Genomic DNA, 18,149 nt, shown 5'->3' with positions numbered 1-18,149 from the left:
ACCCGGAAGCTAAGACTCTCAGCGCCGATGGTACTGCAAGGGGGACCTTGTGGGAGAGTAGGACACCGCCGGACTTAACTTAGAAAGGGCCGCCCATTGGGCGGCCCTTTCGCTTTTAACCCACAGCCGCTCAGCCGGCCGCGTACTGCGTCCGGATGATCGGGCGCTCGTCGGCCGGCAGCTCGCGCTCGATGCTCGTCGACCACTCCGGCCAGGCGCCGGTCAGTGCTGCTGCGGCCTGTCGTGCAGCGCCGGCGGCGACGTACTCGCCCGGAGCGGGGATCGACACCGGCACCCCGAACACCTGGGCCGCGACGGCCTGCACGGCGGGGTTCAGCGCAGCACCGCCGATGAGCAGGGTGCGGCGCGGTTCGACGCCCACGCGACGGAGTGCATCCAGGCCGTCGGCCAGACCGCAGAGCAGGCCCTCGATGGCCGCCCGTGCCAGGTGGCTCCGGGTGGTCGAGCGGAGGGTCATGCCTGACAGGGTGGCCGTGGCGTCCGGCAGGTTCGGGGTGCGCTCGCCCTCGAAGTACGGGTGCAGCACCAGGCCGTCCGATCCGGCGGGGGCCTCGAGTGCCAGGTGGCCGAACTCGTCGTGGTCCACCCCGAGCAGCTCGGCCATCGAGTCGAGCACGCGGGCGGCGTTGAGCGTCGCCACGAGCGGGAGATAGGCGCCCGAGGCGTCGGCGAAGCCCGCGACCGTGCCGGTCGTGTCCTGAGCTGGCCGATCGGTGACCGCGAAGACCGTGCCGCTCGTGCCGATCGAGACGATGACGTCGCCGACACCGGCGCCGAGTCCGAGGGCGGCGCCCGCGTTGTCGCCCGCCCCGGCTCCGACGACGATGCCCGCGGGAATGCCGGCTACTCCGTCGACGGTGGTTCCCGCGCTTTCGAGCGGACCGAGCACGCGGGGGAGCACGGGGATCCGGCCGAGGGCGGCCTCGACGAGCTCGAGGTCGTACTCTCCGGTGGCGGGGTTCCAGTAGGAGGTTCCGCTCGCATCCGATCGGTCGGTCACCAGCTCGTCGAGCACCTGGCCGAGCGGGCTCTCGCCGGCAGGGCCGTAGCCGCGCAGACGCCAGGTGAGCCAGTCGTGGGGGAGGGCGACGGCCGCGACGCGTGCCGCCGACTCGGGCTCCGCATCCCGAAGCCACCGCAGTTTCGTCGCGGTGAAGGAGGCGACGGGCACCGAGCCGGTGCGCTGCGCGAGGGCGGTGGCCCCGAACTCCTCGATCAGCGCGGCCGCGGCGGCCGCGGATCGGGTGTCGTTCCAGAGCAGGGCGGGGCGGATGACGCGGCCCGCGTCGTCCAGCACCACCATGCCGTGCTGCTGGCCGCCGACCGCGAGGGCGTCGACGTCGTCGAGTCCTCCCGCATCCGCGACGGCCGTGAGCAGGGCCTCCCACCAGGCACCGGGGTCGACCTCGGTGCCCGGCGGGTGGGCGGCGCGGCCCGCGCGGATGATCCGCCCGGTCTCCGCGTCACGGATGACGATCTTGCAGCTCTGCGTCGAGGAGTCGACGCCGGCGACCAGGCTCATCGAGGGCGCGCGGCGATCAGCGGGCGCCGAGCAGGTGCTCGAGCGCGAGCTGCTGCAGCTGCACGAAGCCGAAGCCCTTGCCGCCGAAGTAGGCGGCGGCGTCGAAGTCCTCGTAGGCCGAGCGGTCGGCGATCAGGTCGTCGTAGCTCTCGCCCTCGTTCAGGGTCGGCACGGCGATCTCGGCGACCTTCGACGCGGCCAAGGCCTCCTGCACGGCCGGGTCGGCGCGGAACGCGGCGGCGCGCTCCTTCAGCAGCAGGTACATCCGCATGTTCGCCTCGACCGAGGCCCAGACGCCCGCGGCGTCCTCGGTACGGGAGGGCTTGTAGTCGAAGTGGCGGGGGCCGTTGTAGGAAGGCGTGCCGTCAGGGCCGCCGTTCTCCAGCAGGTCGACCAGCGAGAAGGCGTTCTGCACGTCGCCGTGGCCGAACACGAGGTCTTGGTCGAACTTGACGCCGCGCTGGCCGTTGAGGTCGATGTGGAACAGCTTGCCCGCATCCAGCGCCTGGGCGATGCCGTGGGTGAAGTTGAGGCCGGCCATCTGCTCGTGACCGGTCTCGGGGTTGAGGCCCACCAGCTCGGGGCGCTCGAGCGTCGAGATGAAGGCGAGCGCGTGGCCCACCGTCGGCAGCAGGATGTCGCCGCGGGGCTCGTTCGGCTTGGGCTCGATCGCGAAGCGCAGGTCGTAGCCCTTCTCGACCACGTAGTCGCCGAGCAGGTTCACGGCCTCGCGGTAGCGGGCGAGCGCGCCCTGGATGTCCTTGGCCGCGTCGTACTCGCTGCCCTCACGGCCGCCCCACATCACGAAGGTCGTCGCACCGAGCTCGGCGGCCAGGTCGATGTTGCGGATCACCTTGCGGAGCGCGAACCGGCGGACCGCCCGGTCGTTCGAGGTGAAGCCACCGTCTTTGAAGACCGGGTGCGAGAACAGGTTCGTGGTCACCATCTCGACGACGACGCCCGTGTCACCGGTCACCTTCTTCAGTCGGTCGATCTCGTGCTGGCGCTCCGCATCCGTCGACTCGAAGGGGAACAGGTCGTCGTCGTGGAAGGTGATGCCCCAGACACCGCGCTCGGCGAGCCCTTCGACGGCCTCGACGGTGTCGAGCGGCGGGCGGGTCGCGCCGCCGAACTGGTCTTGCGCGGCCCAGCCCAAGGTCCAGAGACCGAAGGAGAACTTGTCGTCGCGAGTGGGCGTGAGTGTCATGATGGGCTTTCTCTCAGAGGGTGGAGCTGGTTTTCGAAACGGTGGTGCGAGCTATTTCTTGCGGGCGGCGCGAGCGGCGAAGCGCTGCTGGAGCAGGACGGCGACCACGATGATCGCACCCTTCGCGATGGCCTGCACGGAAGTGGAGAGGTTGTTCTGGGTGAAGACGTTCGTGAGCGTCGAGAAGATCAGCACACCGAGCACGGTGCCCATGATCGTGCCGCGACCGCCGACCAGCAGCGTGCCGCCGACCACGACCGCCGCGATCGCGTCGAGCTCGTAGAGCGTGCCGTGGGTCGAGGTGCCCGCCGTGGTGCGGCCGAGCATCATCACGCCGGCGATTCCGGCGGTCAGACCCGCGAGCACGTAGAGGTACATGATGTGGCGCTTGACCTTGATGCCGGCCAGCCGCGCGGCCTCGAGGTTGCCGCCGATCGCGACCGTGCGACGGCCGAAGGTGGTGCGGTTCAGCAGGAACCAGCCGGCCACGATGACGAGCACGAAGATCCAGATCAGGATCGGGATGCCCAGGATGTCGGAGCGGAAGAAGTCGAGGAAGCCCTGCACCTTGACGATCTGCGTCGTGCGGTTCGCCAGCACCTCGGCGAGGCCCCGCGCCGCCACCAGCATCGCCAGCGTCGCGATGAAGGCGACCACGTTGCCGTAGGCGATCACGATCCCGTTGATCAAGCCGGCTCCGGCCCCGACCGCGAGGGCGATCACGACCATCACGATCCAGTTGGTGTCGTTCGCGAAGTCCTGGATCCACGACAGCGTGGCCACGACGGTCGCGAGCCCCATCACCGAACCGACCGAGAGGTCGATGCCGCCCGCGGTGATGACGAAGGTCATCCCGATGCTGATCACGCCGGTGATCGAGGCGAAGCGGATGATCGTGAGCACGTTCTCGTAATTGGCGAAGCGGTCGCCCGCGGTGATGGTGCCGACCAGGAACAGCGCGACCAGGGCGATGATCAGGCCGATGCTGCGCCCGGCCGAGCCGCCGAGGATGCGGTTCAGCGGATTCGGCCGGCGCTCCTCCGGAGGGAGGCCGCCGGAGATGTGGAACTCGTCGTTCGCGACCGCGGTCGGGTTCTGCTCGCTCACGCGGCACTTCCTTTCATGACCAGATCGAGCACGCCGTGCTCGTCGATCTCACTGGCATCGGTGGTGTGGATGACGCGGCCCTCGGCGACCACGAGCACGCGGTCGGAGAGGCCGAGGACTTCTTCGATCTCGCTGGAGATCACGACGATCGCCGCGCCCTGGGCGGCGAGATCGCGGATGAGGCTGTAGATCTCGGCCCGCGCGCCGACGTCGACGCCGCGCGTGGGTTCATCCAGCAGCAGCACGCGGGTGCCGTGCACGAGCCACCGGGCGAGGAGGATCTTCTGCTGGTTGCCGCCGGAGAGGGTGCGGGCCGCGCGGTCAGGATCGGCGGGGCGGAGCTCGAGGGCTTCGAGCTGGGCCCGGGCCGCGGAGCGTTCGGCGCGCTCGTTGAGCAGGCCGCCCCGCGCCCAGCGGGTGAAGGTCGCGAGCGTGACGTTACGGTAGACCGGCTCGTCGAGGATGAGGCCCTGGCTCTTCCGTTCTTCCGGCGAGAGGCCCATGCCCGCGTGCACCCCGGCGCGGACGGAGCCGGCCGCGATCGGGCGGCCGGCGACGCTGACCGTTCCGGTGGTGGCCTTGCGGGCGCCGTAGACCGTCTCGATGATCTCGGAGCGGCCGGAGCCCACGAGCCCGGCGAGCCCGACGATCTCGCCCGCGCGCACGTCGAAACTGACGTCGTCGAAGACGCCACGGAGGCCGAGGTCGCGCACCGAGAGCACGACGGGCGCGTCGGGGGCGATCGGCTGAGCCGGCGGGAAGACGTTCTCGACCGTGCGCCCGGTCATCAGGCGGATGAGGTCTTGCGTGGGGGTCTCGGCCACCGAGAGGTTGGTCGCCATGGTGCGGCCGTCCTTGATCACGGTGATCCGGTCGCCGATCTGCCGGATCTCCTCGAGCCGGTGCGAGATGTAGATGACGGCGATCCCGGCGGCGGTGAGCTCGCGGACCACGCGGAACAGGTTCTTGACCTCTTCGGAGTCGAGCACCGCGGAGGGCTCGTCCATCACGATCAGGCGGGTGTCGTGGCTGAGGGCGCGGGCCATGCTCACGATCTGCTTGTTGGCCGCCGACAGCGACCCGACCTCGCGGTTCACCGGGAGCGAGCCGTGACCCAGGCGCGCCATGATCTGCTGGGCCGCGCGCGCCGTCTTGCGGCGCTGCGTGATGCCGCCGCGGGCGTTCTCGTGGCCGAGGAAGATGTTCTCGGCGATGCTCAGGCCGTCGACGACGTCGAGCTCCTGGTACATCGTCGCGATGCCGAGCTCGAGCGCGGCCACCGGGTCGCTGATCGAGATCGGCTCACCGCGCCAGACGATCTCGCCGGCATCGGGTTGGTTGACCCCGGAGAGGGTCTTGATGAGCGTCGACTTGCCTGCACCGTTCTGGCCGAGCACGCAGTGCACCTCGCCCGGGAGGATCTCCAGATCCACTCCTTTGAGCGCCTGCACGCCGGCGAAGGACTTCGTCAGCCCGCGCACCGTGAGCAGCGGCACCACCTGGTCGTCATTGATCATGGTGGAAAAGTAGCAGAATTGTTGTGGGCATGCAGCAAAATGCCGAAAGGTGTTTTGGAGATGTCGCTGGGGAGACCACATCCGCATAGTTGCGCCATGTAAAGGTTTGTTGCTGCCATCCCGCTAGCCGAGGATCGTGATCGTTACGCAACGAAAACACTGGCGACAAATGATGATGGCTCTGTTATGTTGCATGAAACGTCAATGTGGACGGGCACCTCCACGTTGTCGCGCAGGCATCTGCATTCACAACCAAGGAGGAACAATGCTTTCACCACGCACGCTGCGCAGCCGGGTGCTGCTCGCGTCCGGCGTCTCGATCACGGCGATCGCGCTGATGACCGGATGCACCTCGGGCGGTTCGGGATCGACCACCGCCGCCGTTCAGGAGAACACCGTCGAGGACAACGCCGCGACCGGCGAGACCATGACGATCGGCTTCTCCGGCCCCGCCGCCGACCACGGCTGGCTCGGCGCCATCAACTCCGCCGCCATCGCCGAGGCCGGCAAGTACCCCGACGTCAACCTCGTCGTGGCGGAGGGCACCAACGACGCCAACCTGCAGATCAGCCAGGTCGAGACCTTCATCAACGACAAGGTCGACGCGATCGTGCTGCTGCCGACCGACGGCGCCGCTCTCACCGACGTCGCCATCAAGGCGATGAACGCCGGAATCCCCGTGATCAATGTCGACCGCGAGTTCTCCAGCACCTTCGCCGCGCGCACCACGATCCTCGGCGACAACTACGGCATGGGCGTGAGCGCCGGTACCTACATCTGCGAGCAGCTGGACGGGAAGTCGAACCCGGTCGTCGCGGAGATCGCCGGCATCGACAGCCTGCCGCTCACCCAGGAGCGCAGCAAGGGCTTCGCGGATGCGCTGGACGACTGCGGCCTCAAGGTGAACAACCGCGTCGCCGCGGACTTCACGGTGCAGGGCGGTGAGGCGGCCGCATCGCAGCTGCTGGCCGCCGCGCCCAAGATCGACGCGATCTGGAACCACGACGACGACCAGGGCGTCGGCGTCCTCGCCGCCATCGGCGCCGCGGGCCGCGACGAGTTCTTCATGGTCGGCGGCGCCGGCTCGGCGAACGTCATGCGCGACATCCAGGCCGACAACACCGTGCTGAAGGCGACGGTCATCTACCCGTCGACGCAGGCCGCGGACGGCATCAGCCTGGCTCGCCTGATCGTGCAGAACAAGGGCATGAGCGACCTCGTCGAGGGCGCCGTCCCGCGCAAGATCCAGCTCTACGCTCCGGTCGTGACGAAGGACAACGTCGACCTGTACCTGCCGAGCGCGTTCGAGTCCTAGGAACCGCTCCCGCCGGGCCCGTGGGCAGAGCGCTCACGGGCCCGGCTCCGTCACCACCGCTCACCGCGGCCGACCACCGACCATCGCGGCCGACTACCGCTCACAGCAGCCGACCGCCGCTACCTCCGGAAGGACCTTCAGACAGTGACCGAGAACAGACCGCTCCGGGTGGCGATGATCGGCATCGGCTTCATGGGCGCCGCCCACTCGCAGGGCTGGCGCGTCGCGCCCCGCTTCTTCGATCTGCCCCGCCGGCCCGAGATGGCCGTCGTGGTGGGGCGCGACCTCGCACGGACGGAGGAGGCGGCGGCCCGGTGGGGCTGGGCCGAGGCCTCCGCCGACTGGCGCGAGGTCGTCGCCCGGCCCGACATCGACGTGATCGACATCGTCACCCCCGGCGACAGCCACGCGGAGATCGCGATCGAGGCGCTCGCAGCCGGGAAGCACGTGCTCTGCGAGAAGCCCCTCGCCAACACGGTGGAGGAGGCCGAGGAGATGGCGGCCGTGGCCGAGGCCGCCGCCGCGCGCGGGGTGTTCGCCATGGTCGGCTTCACCTACCGGCGGGTGCCGGCGGTCACCTTCGCGCGCGACCTCGTCGCCGCCGGCCGGATCGGGACCGTGCGCCAGGTGCGCGCGGCCTACCTGCAGGACTGGTTGGCCGACGAGGAGGCGCCGATGACCTGGCGACTCGACAAGGAGAAGGCCGGTTCGGGGGCGCTCGGTGACATCGGCGCCCACGCCATCGACCTCGCGCAGTTCATCACCGGGCGATCCATCGCCGGGGTCTCCGGGATCGTTGAGACGCTGGTGGGCGAGCGGCCGCTGCTGGCGGACTCCGTCGGGCTCTCGGGCACCGCCTCCACCGAGCGCGGAACCGTCACGGTGGACGACCTCGCCCTGTTCACCGCCCGCTTCGACGACGGCGTGCTCGGTTCGTTCGAGGCCAGCCGGTTCAGCACGGGGCGGAAGAACGCGCTCCGGATCGAGGTCTCGGGCTCGGCCGGCGCGATCGCGTTCGACCTCGAAGACCTGAACGCCCTCGAGTTCTACGACGCGACGGCCGACCCGGCCACCCGCGGGTTCACGAAGATCCTGGTGACCGAGCCCGAGCATCCGTATGTCGGCGCCTGGTGGCCGGCCGGTCACATGCTCGGCTACGAGCACGGCTTCTCGCACCAGACCAAGGACTTCGTCGAGGCGATCGCCTCGGGGGTGCAGCCCACCCCCTCGTTCGCGGACGGCCTCGGGGTGCAGCGGGTGCTCGCCGCCGTCGAGGCGAGTTCGGACGCCGGCAGCGCCTGGACGACCGTCTGACCCGGGCCACCTCGGCATCCCCATCCACCGGCATCCCCATATATAAGGAGTACGACGATGTCTCGACCGATCACCCTCTTCACCGGCCAGTGGGCCGACCTGCCCCTCGAGGAGGTCGCGCGGCTCGCCGCCGGCTGGGGCTACGAGGGTCTGGAGATCGCCTGCTGGGGCGACCACCTCGATCCCTGGCGCTGGGACGACGAGGAGTACGTGCAGGGAAAGCTCGACCTGCTCGAGCGGCACGGCCTCAAGGTCTGGGCGATCTCGAACCATCTCAAGGGCCAGGCGGTCTGCGACGACCCGATCGACCAGCGGCACCGCGACATCCTGCCCGACGTGGTCTGGGGCGACGGCGATCCCGAGGGCGTGCGCCAACGGGCCGCCGAGGAGATGAAGAACACCGCCCGCCTCGCCGCCAAGCTCGGCGTGAAGACGGTCGTGGGCTTCACCGGTTCGAGCATCTGGAAGTACGTCGCGATGTTCCCGCCCGTCTCGCAAGAGCTGATCGACGCCGGCTACCAGGACTTCGCCGACCGCTGGAACCCGATCCTCGACGTCTTCGACGAGGTCGGTGTGCGGTACGCCCACGAGGTGCACCCGAGCGAGATCGCCTACGACTACTGGACGACCGTGCGCACGCTGGACGCCATCGGGCACCGGAAGGCCTTCGGCCTGAACTGGGACCCGAGCCACTTCGTCTGGCAGGAGCTCGACCCGGTCGGCTTCATCCTCGAGTTCGCGGACCTGATCTACCACGTGGACTGCAAGGACGTGAAGATGAACACCGGCAACGGCCGCAACGGCCGGCTCGGCTCGCACCTGGCCTGGGCCGATCTTCGGCGCGGCTGGGACTTCGTCTCGACCGGCCACGGCGACGTGCCCTGGGAGAAGAGCTTCCGCGCCCTGAACGCGATCGGCTACGACGGCCCGATCTCGGTCGAGTGGGAGGACGCCGGGATGGACCGGCTCGTCGGGGCGCCCGAAGCGCTCGAGTTCGTGAAGAAGCTCGCCTTCGACGCGCCCGCTGCGGCGTTCGACGCGGCCTTCAGCGCTCGCTGAGCAGCCCATGTCACTGACCGAACCGCCCGTCTTCGGGGCGGCGAGTTCTGCGACGAGCAACGACCAGACCCGGCGGACGAACCTCTCGCTGGTGCTCTCGCTCGTGCATCACCGCGGAAGCCTCACGCGCGCGGAGCTCGCCAGGGTCACCGGGTTGAACCGGTCGACCGTGGCGAACCTCACGAGCCAGCTCAGTGATCTCGCACTGCTCTACGAGACCTCGCCGACCGCGAGCACCAACGTCGGCCGGCCCAGCCCCGAGGTGCACGCGAACGCGTCGACCGCCGCGCTCGCCATCAACCCGGAGATCGACGCGATCACCATCGGGCTCGTTGGACTGGGCGGCCGGGTCATCCGCCGCATCCGCTACGAGACCGACCGGGTACCCACGGCGGGGGAGGTCGCTCGCGTGTCGGCGGCGGTCATCGACGGGATGCGCGCCGAGCTCGAGCACTCCTACCGGATCGTGGGCATCGGGATGGCGGTGCCCGGCCTGGTGAGGGCCGAGGACGGCGAGGTGAAGTACGCGCCGCACCTCGGCTGGGTCGACGAGCCGATCGCGCAGATGGTGGCGCTGGCGACCGGCTATCCGACCTGGGCGGCCAACGACGCCTCGCTGGGCGCAGGCTCGGAGATCATCTTCGGAGCCGGTCAGGGCTCGCTCGACCTGCTGTACCTGAACGGCGGCTCGAGCGGGATCGGCGGGGGAGTGGTCGCGGGCGGGACGCTGCTCACCGGCACCGACGGGTACGCCGGCGAGCTCGGGCACACCCTCGTCAACTCCGACGGGGAGCGCTGTCACTGCGGGGCGATCGGCTGCCTCGAGGTCGAGGTCGCGAAGAAGCGGCTGCTCGCCGTGGTCGGGCTCGAGAGCGCCGACAACGACGAACTCGGCGAGGCGCTCGCCGCCTCGCCGGATCCGGCGGCGATGGCGGAGGTGCGACGGCAGCTCGACTTCCTGGCCGTCGCCCTCCGCAACGCGGTGAACGTGCTGAACCCGGAGCGGATCGTGCTCGGCGGGTTCCTCGCCACGGTCTACGCGCTCGATCCCGAGCGACTGAACGACCGGGTGAGCGGGGAATCGCTCGACGGATCGGCCCAGGTGGCGCAGATCATCACCGCCCGGCTGGGAGCCGATCTGCTGCTGATCGGCGCGGCGGAACTCGCCTTCTCGGGGGTGCTCGCCGACCCGGCCGGCGTCATCCTCGGCCGTGGATAATTTGTTGCACGGACCCTGCTAATATCGAGTCCTTGTTCAATGAGGCGACGAGGGACCTCGATCTTCGCCGCCCCCCGGCGGAGAGGATGGCGGGTCAGATGGCGCACGACACGACGGCGATCTCCGCCAAGGCAGGGCCCCGGGGCAACAACCTCGACGACGTGCGGCGGAACAACCTCTCCACGGTGCTGAAGCTGGTGAACGCGGCCGGATCGCTGACCCGCGCCGAGCTCACCCGGGCCACGGGCCTGAACCGCAGCACGATCGGCGCCCTCGTCGCCGAGCTGGTCAGCCTCGGCCTCGTGACCGAGTCCGAGCCGGACACCAAGCGCCAGGTCGGGCGCCCCAGCCTCGTGATCGCCCCCGGGCGCCACACGGTCGCGCTGGCGGTCAACCCGGAGCTGGACGCGGTGTCGATCGCGCTCGTCGCCCTCGGCGGCCAGGTGGTCAAGCGCATCCGCTACTCCACGGTGCGGATCCCCGAGGTCGACGAGGTGGTCAACATCGTCTCGGCCGTCGTCGCGGGCATGCGCGGCGAGCTCGATTCGGCGTACTCCACCGTCGGCGTGGGACTCGCGGTGCCCGGTCTCGTGCGCGCCGGCGACGGCCTGGTGAACCTCGCCCCCCACCTCGGCTGGCACGACGAGCCGCTGTCGCAGAAGCTCTCCGCCGCACTCGGCCTCCCCGTCTACGCCGCCAACGACGCCGCGGTCGGCGCCCTCGGCGAGAGCATGTTCGGTGCGGGCCGGGGCGTGCGCAACCTGGTCTACCTCAACGGCGGGGCCAGCGGCATCGGCGGGGGAGTGGTGAGCAACGGCTCGCTGCTCACCGGCCAGAACGGCTATGCCGGCGAGCTCGGCCACACCCTCGTGAACAGCAACGGCATCCTCTGCCACTGCGGTGCGCGCGGCTGCCTCGAGACCGAGGTGACCCGGGCGGCGCTGCTGGATGCACTGGGCCTGCCCGGCGACCGCGCGGTCGAGCTCGACGAGGTGCTGCGACAGCGCTTCGCGGACCCTGACGGGGTGGACCCGGCGCTCGCCGAACTGGTGAGCCGGCAGGCGGAGTACCTCTCCGTGACCATGCGGAACATCGTGAACCTCTTCAACCCGGAGCTGATCGTGCTGGGCGGGTTCCTCGGGTCGCTGTTCGAGGTCGCACCGGAGCAGATCACGGACGCCGTGCAACGCTCGGCGATGATGGGCTCGCGCGAATCGGTGCGGATCACGCGCTCCTCGCTCGGCCCGGATCTGCTGGCCATCGGCGCGGCCCAGTTGGCCTTCGCGCCCGTGCTGGCCGACCCGGCGGGAGCCACCCTCTCGATCGGTGCTTGACAAACCAGTTAATCTGGCCTATCAACAAACCGCCTTTTTGCGACCCTGCTGCTGCGCTCTGCGTCGCTCTTTGACGCCTTTGCGCGCACAATCGCCGTATTCTCTCTATTTGGCTTGACGGACAACAAAAGCCTCCGTACCATCGGCACCAGTGTCGAGCGCGCATCGCAGCGCGCACGTGAACCGAGGGGTGGATCCACGTTGAACAGAGTCGTCCAACACAAGCCGTCGTGGCGTTCGAGGCTGGTCGCCTCGTTCGCCGCCTTCGCCATGGTCGCCGGTGGCGCCCTGGCCGCCGGAGGGGCCGCGAACGCGAGCACGGTCGCCGCTCCCGGCGATCCCGTGCTCGCCGCCGAACCGGGCTTCAAGGTCCTGGTCTTCTCCAAGACCGCGGGCTTCCGCCACGGCTCGATCCCGGCGGGTATCGCCGCGATCCAGAAACTGGGCACGGAGAACGACTTCCAGGTCGACACCACCGAGGACGGCGCCTCCTTCACCGAGGCCAACCTCGCGCAGTACGACGCGGTGATCTGGCTCTCCACGACCGGTGACGTGCTCGACGCGACGCAGCAGACGGCCTTCGAGGAGTACATCGAGGCCGGCGGCGGGTACGCGGGCGTGCACGCCGCATCCGACACCGAGTACGACTGGCCCTGGTACGGCAAGCTCGTCGGCGCCTACTTCGCCGGCCACCCCGCCGAGCAGAACGCCACGGTCGAGATCGAGGACCACGCGCATCCCTCGACCGCCGGTCTCGGCGACACCTGGGACCGCTTCGACGAGTGGTACAACTTCCGCTCGAACCCGCGTGACACGGTGCACGTGCTGGCCTCGCTCGACGAGAGCTCGTACACCGGCGGCACGATGGGCATCGACCACCCGACCACCTGGTGCCAGAACTACGACGGCGGTCGCAGCTGGTACACCGGCGGCGGCCACACCGACGCCTCGTTCGCCGACCCGGCCTTCCTCGGACACCTGCTCGGCGGCATCAAGACCGCCGCGGGCGTGCAGTCGGCCGACTGCAGCGCGAGCCAGACGGGCAGCTACGAGCTGGTGCCGCTGGACACCGAGACCGGCAACCCGATGGCGCTGGACGTGGCCTCGGATTCCACCGTGTTCTACGCCGAGCGCAACGGCCGCGTGCAGCGGATCGACCCCGTCTCGCGCGAGACCAGCACGGCGCTGGCGCTCCCGGTGACCCAGGCGAACGAGGACGGGCTGCTCGGCATCGTGCTCGACCCCGACTTCTCGACCAACAACTGGGTCTACGTCTACTGGGCGCCAGCAGACGTCGGAAGCGACGGGCCGCACAACCGCATCTCGCGCTACACCTACAACCCGGCCTCGAAGACCTTCGACCCGGCCTCCGAGAAGGCGCTGCTCAAGGTCACCACGCAGCGGAACACCTGCTGCCACGCCGGCGGCGACATGCTGTTCGACAACGACGGCAACCTGGTGCTCGCGGTCGGTGACAACACCAACCCGTTCGAGTCCGACGGCTACGCGCCCATCGACGAGCGCGGCGGACGCCAGGACTACGACGCCCAGCGCAGCGCGGGCAACACCAACGACCTCCGCGGCAAGATCCTCCGGATCACGCCGACGGACGCCGGCGGCTACACCGTCCCCGAGGGCAACCTCTTCGCCGAGGCGAGCGACTCGACCGGCAAGACCCGCCCCGAGATCTACGCCATGGGCTTCCGGAACCCGTTCCGCATCGGGCTCGACCCGTACACGAACAACCTGATGGTGGCCGACTACGGCCCCGACGCCGGCTCCGCCAGCACGGCCCGCGGGCCCGGTGGCACCGTCGAGTGGAACATCGTGAAGCAGCCCGGCAACTACGGCTGGCCCTTCTGCGTCGGCGTGAAGTGCTACAAGGACTACAACTTCAGCACCGGCACCTCCGGCGCAGAATTCAACCCGGCCGCCATCGTCAACAACAGCCCGAACAACACGGGGCTGACGAACCTGCCCCCGGTGATCGTGCCGGAGTGGTGGACCGAGAACGGCCAGACGGCCATCTACCAGGAGATCGGCAACAGCGGCGCCCCGATGGGCGGCCCGGTGTACCGGTACGACGCCGACAACCCCTCCGAGACCAAATGGCCGGAGTACTGGGACGGCAAGGCGATGTTCGCCGAGTGGAACCAGGGCAAGATGTACTCCTTCCAGCTCAACGAGGACACCGACACCGCAGCGCGTCACACGCAGATCCAGGACATCAACCGGATGCTGCCGGGCATCTTCGACCCGTCGAAGGGCTTCAACAAGCCGATGGACTTCGAGTTCGGTCCCGACGGTGCGCTCTACGTGATCGACTGGGGTTCGGAGTTCGGTGGCAACAACGCCAACTCCGGCGTCTACCGGGTCGACTACGTGCAGGCCAACCCCTCGCCGATCGCCCGCGCCTCCGCGGACGTGACCAACGGACCCGGTCCGTCGCTCGCGGTGCAGTTCTCCTCGGAGGGCACGCGGCATCCGATCTCGAAGCCCTTCACTCTCGAGTGGGACTTCGGAGACGGCTCGGCGACGACCACCGAGGCCGACCCGGCGCACACCTACACGACGAACGGCGACTACACCGCGCGTCTCACGGTGACGGATGAGGACGGCAAGACCGCGATCGCCAACGTGCGCATCGTGGTCGGCAACGCCACGCCCCAGGTCTCGATCGAGTTCCCCGAGAACGGCGGCTTCTTCACTTGGGGTGACGACATCGCATACAAGGTGACGGTCAACGACCCGGATGCGAGTGGTCCCGTCGACTGCGAGAAGGTGACGCTGATCCCGGCCCTGGGCCACGATTCGCACAACCACGACTTCGGTGAGATCCACGGCTGCGAAGGGAGCTTCCCGACCGCCCGCGACGCCGGCCACGGCCTCGAGGCGAACCTGTTCTGGGTCGTCAACGTCAACTACACCGACGACGGCGGAGCGGTCGGTGTGCCGCAGACCGGCTACGCCACCCACGTGCTCAACTCCACCCACATGGAGGCCGAGTACTTCGACCAGACCGGCCGGGTCAACGGAACCGGCGGGCCCGACGACGGAGTGAAGGTCGAGACCACCGGCGACAGCGCCGGCGGCGGCAAGAGCCTCGGCTTCGTCGAGGAGGGCGACTGGTGGTCGTACTCCCCGATCAATCTGAAGGGGATGGACAGCGTCACGATGCGTCTGGCCAAGGGCTTCGACGGCCCCGGCACGATCCAGGTGCGCTGGAACGACCCGGTGAACGGGCAGCTGCTCGCCACCCTGCCGTTCACTCCGACCCTGAAGGCGGGTGTCGCCGACTGGCAGACGTACTCCGACTTCACCGCGAACTTCGACGGCGGACTGCCGGCGGAGACCGGGACGGTGTACTTCGTGCTCACGCAGGGCGGCGTCAACGTCAACTACCTGAATTGGGGCGGTGACGGCGTCGACTCGAACTCGCCGCCGGTCGTGACCCTCGCGGCGACGCCGACGAGCGGCAACGCCCCGCTGGTGGTGGACGCGACGGTGACCGCGACGGATCCCGAGGGGACCGCTGTCAGCTACCGCTGGGACGACGGACTCGGCGGCGGCTTCGTCGCCGGCGAGGCGACCCGACAGGTGCTGTACACCGAGCCGGGGACCTACGAGCTGCGGGTGCGCGTCTACGACGAGCAGAACGGCTACACCGAGAAGAGCCAGACGATCACCGTCTCGGTGCCGGGCGACACCCTGTGCCTGACCGGTCGTTCGGACGGCTTCGACGGAACCACGCTGGACACCTCCCGGTGGACCAGCATCATCCGGCCCACGCAGGACATGCGGGTGGAGGACGGCGCGCTGGTGATCCCGGCGTCGAAGACCGACATCTACGGTGCCGGTGCCGGAACCGTGCCGAACATCACGCTGCAGGATCTGCCCTCGGGCGCCTGGCAGGCCACCACCAAGGTGACCTTCGAGGCCCGTTCGCAGTACCAGCAGGCCGGTCTCATCGTCTACGGCGATGACGACAACTACGCGAAGTTCGTGATGCAGAGCCGCGGCACCACCGGTGATGCCGCACAGCGGGTCTTCCAGTACATCAGGGAGGAGAACGGAACCCCGAACGAGGTGGCGGCCTCGAACTCGGCCAACCTCGGTGCGGCGTTCCCCGACACCTTCTTCGTGCGGATGACCAGTGACGGCACCAACCTGAACGCCTCGTACTCGGCTGACGGGACCACCTGGATCGCCATGGCGGAGACGAAGTCCCTCGCGGGCATCGTGAACCCGAAGATCGGCCTCGCGTCGTTCGCCAACTCGGGATCGACCCCCGCGGTCATCAATGCCGAGTTCGACTGGTTCAGCATCACGCCCGATGACACCGCTGTGGCCGAGACCCCGGACGACGAGTTCGACGGTTCGACGCTGAACGCCTGCCGCTGGACCGTCGTGAACGAGCAGCCGGCCGGCTACCGCGTCTCCGATGGAGCGCTGCGGATCGACACCACGCCGAACGACATCTACGGCGGCGACGCCGGAGTGCCGAACTTCGTGCTGCAGCCCCAGCCGGCCGGCGACGAGTGGACGGTGGAGACCAAGGTCGACGCCGCCGACCTCGACCGCCGCTACCAGCAGGGTGGTCTGATCCTCCACGGTGACGACGACAACTACGTCAAGATCGACATCGTCGCGACGAACGAGGGGGGATCGGCGATCACCCGGAACCTCGAGATGCGCAGCGAGATCGGCGGAGTCGTGCAGAACCCGCAGCCGAACGCCCCGGCGCCGGCGAACGGGACCGTGTGGCTGCGGCTGTCGAAGGCGGCCGACGTCTACACCGGCTGGTACAGCTCGGACGGGGTGACCTGGACGCAGATCGCGGACACGCTCACCAACCCCGGACTGGGCGGGGCCCGCGTCGGGCTCTTCGCACTCGGCAACTCCGCGCAGGGCCAGGTCTCGAACACGGCCGCGTTCGACTACTTCCACGTGGTCGGGGCGGACGTGCCGGAGGAACCGGTGACGGTCTCCGCGACGGTGACCCCGGCGGCGCCGAACGGCCTGAACGACTGGTACACCCAGGCGGTCACGGTCGCGGTGCAGACCGAGGGCGGCGGGACCAGCACGGTCTACCGTGAGTACAACGTCGACGGGGCCGGCTGGCTGGAGTACACCACTCCCGCCATCGTCACCACCGACGGGACCCACACGGTGCAGTACCGCGCCTCGGCCCCCGGGCACACGACGGTGACCGGATCGGTCAGCTTCAAGGTCGACAAGACGGCACCGGATGCGGCGGCCCAGCTCGTCGTGGACGGCACCGCCCGCACCGTCTCGATCACCGCGACGGATGCGACCAGCGGCATCGACAGCATCCAGTACCGGATCGGGGAGGGTGCTTGGCTCACCTACTCCGCGCCGGTCGCGGTCGACGGCACCGCCCAGACGGTGACCTATCGTGCGACGGACAAGGCGGGCAACGCCGGAGCGGAGGGGACCCTCGAGGTCCCGGCCGTGCCGGTCGACCCCGAGGAGCCGGTCGTCACGGTCGGTGCGGTCGTCTCGCCGGAGAACCCGACGGGCCTCGCCGGCTGGTACACCGGAGCCGTGACCGTCACGGCCACCGGCACCAGCACCGACGAGGCCGCCGAGGTCGTCGTCGAGTACTCCACGGACGGCACGGCCTACACGGCCCTGACCGGACCGCTGGTGCTCGACGCCCAGGGTGAGACCACCCTGCGGCTCCGTGCGACGGACGGCGACGGTCACTACTCGCCCATCGCCACCCGGGTGCTGCGGATCGACACCGTGGTGCCGACCGCGACGGGAACGGCCGACGGCCGGACTGTCACCCTCTCGGCCGAGGACGCCACCAGTGGCGTCGACCGGATCGAGTACCGGCTGAGCGGCGACACCGAGGGCGCCTGGCGCACCTACTCGGCGGCCATCGCGGTCGCCGGCACGGCGGCGGAGACGGTCTCGTACCGGGCGGTCGACCTGGCCGGCAACGTGGGGACCACCGGCTCGGTGCAGGTGGCGGCGGGCGAGCAGCCCCAGCCGGTTCCGACGGTCGTGCTGGATGACAGCTCGGTGCGTCAGGGCGAGCTCGTCACGGTGACCGGTACCGGGTTCGCGCCCGGGGCGTCGCTGCAGGTGTGGCTCTACTCCGAGCCGATCCAGGTCGGGGCGGTGACCGCGAACGCGCAGGGTGGCTTCACCTTCACCTTCGCCGTCCCGGCCGGGTTCGAGACCGGTGAGCACCACGTGGTGATCCGCAGCGGCGAGACCGTGCTGGCCACCAGCCAGGCGCTCACCGTGACGGCGGCGGCCGTCGACCCGGGTCAGGGCAACGGCCAGAACCCGGGCACGCCCGGCAACCCGCTGACGCCGGCCAAGCCGGGTGTCGCGGGCCAGCCCGGATCCTCGGTGGGCAGCGGTCTCGCCAACACGGGTGCGGATGGCTGGGTGACCATGCTGCCGCTGGCGCTCATCCTGCTCATCGGCGGGCTCGGCGGGCTGCTGCTCGTCGACATCCGCCGCAAGCGGATGAGCGAGTGACCGGCCGATCAGGGCACG

General features: G+C 69.5%; 10 protein-coding genes and 1 rRNA gene. 7 read left to right on the top strand and 4 right to left on the bottom strand.

Annotation, left to right across the window (positions count from 1 at the left end):
- A 5S ribosomal RNA gene (gene rrf / locus AC59HU_RS15390) occupies positions 1-74 on the top strand; the annotation flags it as partial.
- A gap of 56 nt (positions 75-130) precedes the next feature.
- Here rrf and xylB read toward each other — a convergent pair.
- From xylB to AC59HU_RS15370, 4 genes are read right to left on the bottom strand one after another with little or no spacing between them, the layout of a single operon-like run.
- The gene (gene xylB / locus AC59HU_RS15385) at positions 131-1,543 is read right to left on the bottom strand and encodes a xylulokinase (protein WP_497224293.1); all 1,413 of its coding nucleotides are present in this window, start codon (positions 1,541-1,543) and stop codon (positions 131-133) included.
- Positions 1,544-1,559: 16 nt separating this feature from the next.
- Entirely contained in the window at positions 1,560-2,750 is a 1,191-nt protein-coding gene (xylA, locus tag AC59HU_RS15380; RefSeq protein ID WP_497224292.1) for a xylose isomerase, read from the bottom strand.
- Between the two features lie 51 nt (positions 2,751-2,801).
- On the bottom strand, positions 2,802-3,812 hold the full coding sequence (locus AC59HU_RS15375) for an ABC transporter permease (RefSeq protein ID WP_497224305.1): 1,011 nt from the start codon (positions 3,810-3,812) through the stop codon (positions 2,802-2,804).
- A 41-nt stretch (positions 3,813-3,853) separates the two neighbouring features.
- Complete coding sequence (locus AC59HU_RS15370) at positions 3,854-5,374, bottom strand: sugar ABC transporter ATP-binding protein (protein WP_497224291.1); 1,521 nt, start codon at positions 5,372-5,374, stop codon at positions 3,854-3,856.
- A 265-nt stretch (positions 5,375-5,639) separates the two neighbouring features.
- On the opposite strand from AC59HU_RS15370, the gene AC59HU_RS15365 reads away from it, so the two are divergent.
- The 6 genes from AC59HU_RS15365 to AC59HU_RS15340 all read left to right on the top strand — a co-directional run bounded on the left by AC59HU_RS15365 (position 5,640) and on the right by AC59HU_RS15340 (position 18,131).
- The gene (locus AC59HU_RS15365) at positions 5,640-6,689 is read left to right on the top strand and encodes a substrate-binding domain-containing protein (RefSeq protein WP_497224290.1); all 1,050 of its coding nucleotides are present in this window, start codon (positions 5,640-5,642) and stop codon (positions 6,687-6,689) included.
- 174 nt (positions 6,690-6,863) lie between these two features.
- Positions 6,864-8,003 carry a Gfo/Idh/MocA family protein gene (locus tag AC59HU_RS15360; RefSeq protein ID WP_497224304.1) on the top strand — a complete coding sequence of 380 codons (1,140 nt, stop codon included), beginning with the start codon at positions 6,864-6,866 and terminating at the stop codon, positions 8,001-8,003.
- Positions 8,004-8,060: 57 nt separating this feature from the next.
- On the top strand, positions 8,061-9,062 hold the full coding sequence (locus tag AC59HU_RS15355) for a sugar phosphate isomerase/epimerase family protein (protein ID WP_497224289.1): 1,002 nt from the start codon (positions 8,061-8,063) through the stop codon (positions 9,060-9,062).
- Positions 9,063-9,069: 7 nt separating this feature from the next.
- Positions 9,070-10,281 (top strand): ROK family protein, encoded by a 1,212-nt coding sequence (locus tag AC59HU_RS15350; protein WP_497224288.1) that lies wholly within the window; start codon positions 9,070-9,072, stop codon positions 10,279-10,281.
- Between the two features lie 98 nt (positions 10,282-10,379).
- Complete coding sequence (locus AC59HU_RS15345; protein ID WP_497224287.1) at positions 10,380-11,615, top strand: ROK family protein; 1,236 nt, start codon at positions 10,380-10,382, stop codon at positions 11,613-11,615.
- A gap of 201 nt (positions 11,616-11,816) precedes the next feature.
- Positions 11,817-18,131, top strand: coding sequence for a ThuA domain-containing protein (locus tag AC59HU_RS15340; RefSeq protein WP_497224286.1), 6,315 nt, complete (start codon positions 11,817-11,819; stop codon positions 18,129-18,131).
- The last annotated feature ends 18 nt before the right edge of the window (positions 18,132-18,149 follow it).

Source organism: Herbiconiux sp. 320_LB (genome assembly GCF_059691755.1).
This window is presented reverse-complemented; position numbering and strand designations above follow the sequence as displayed.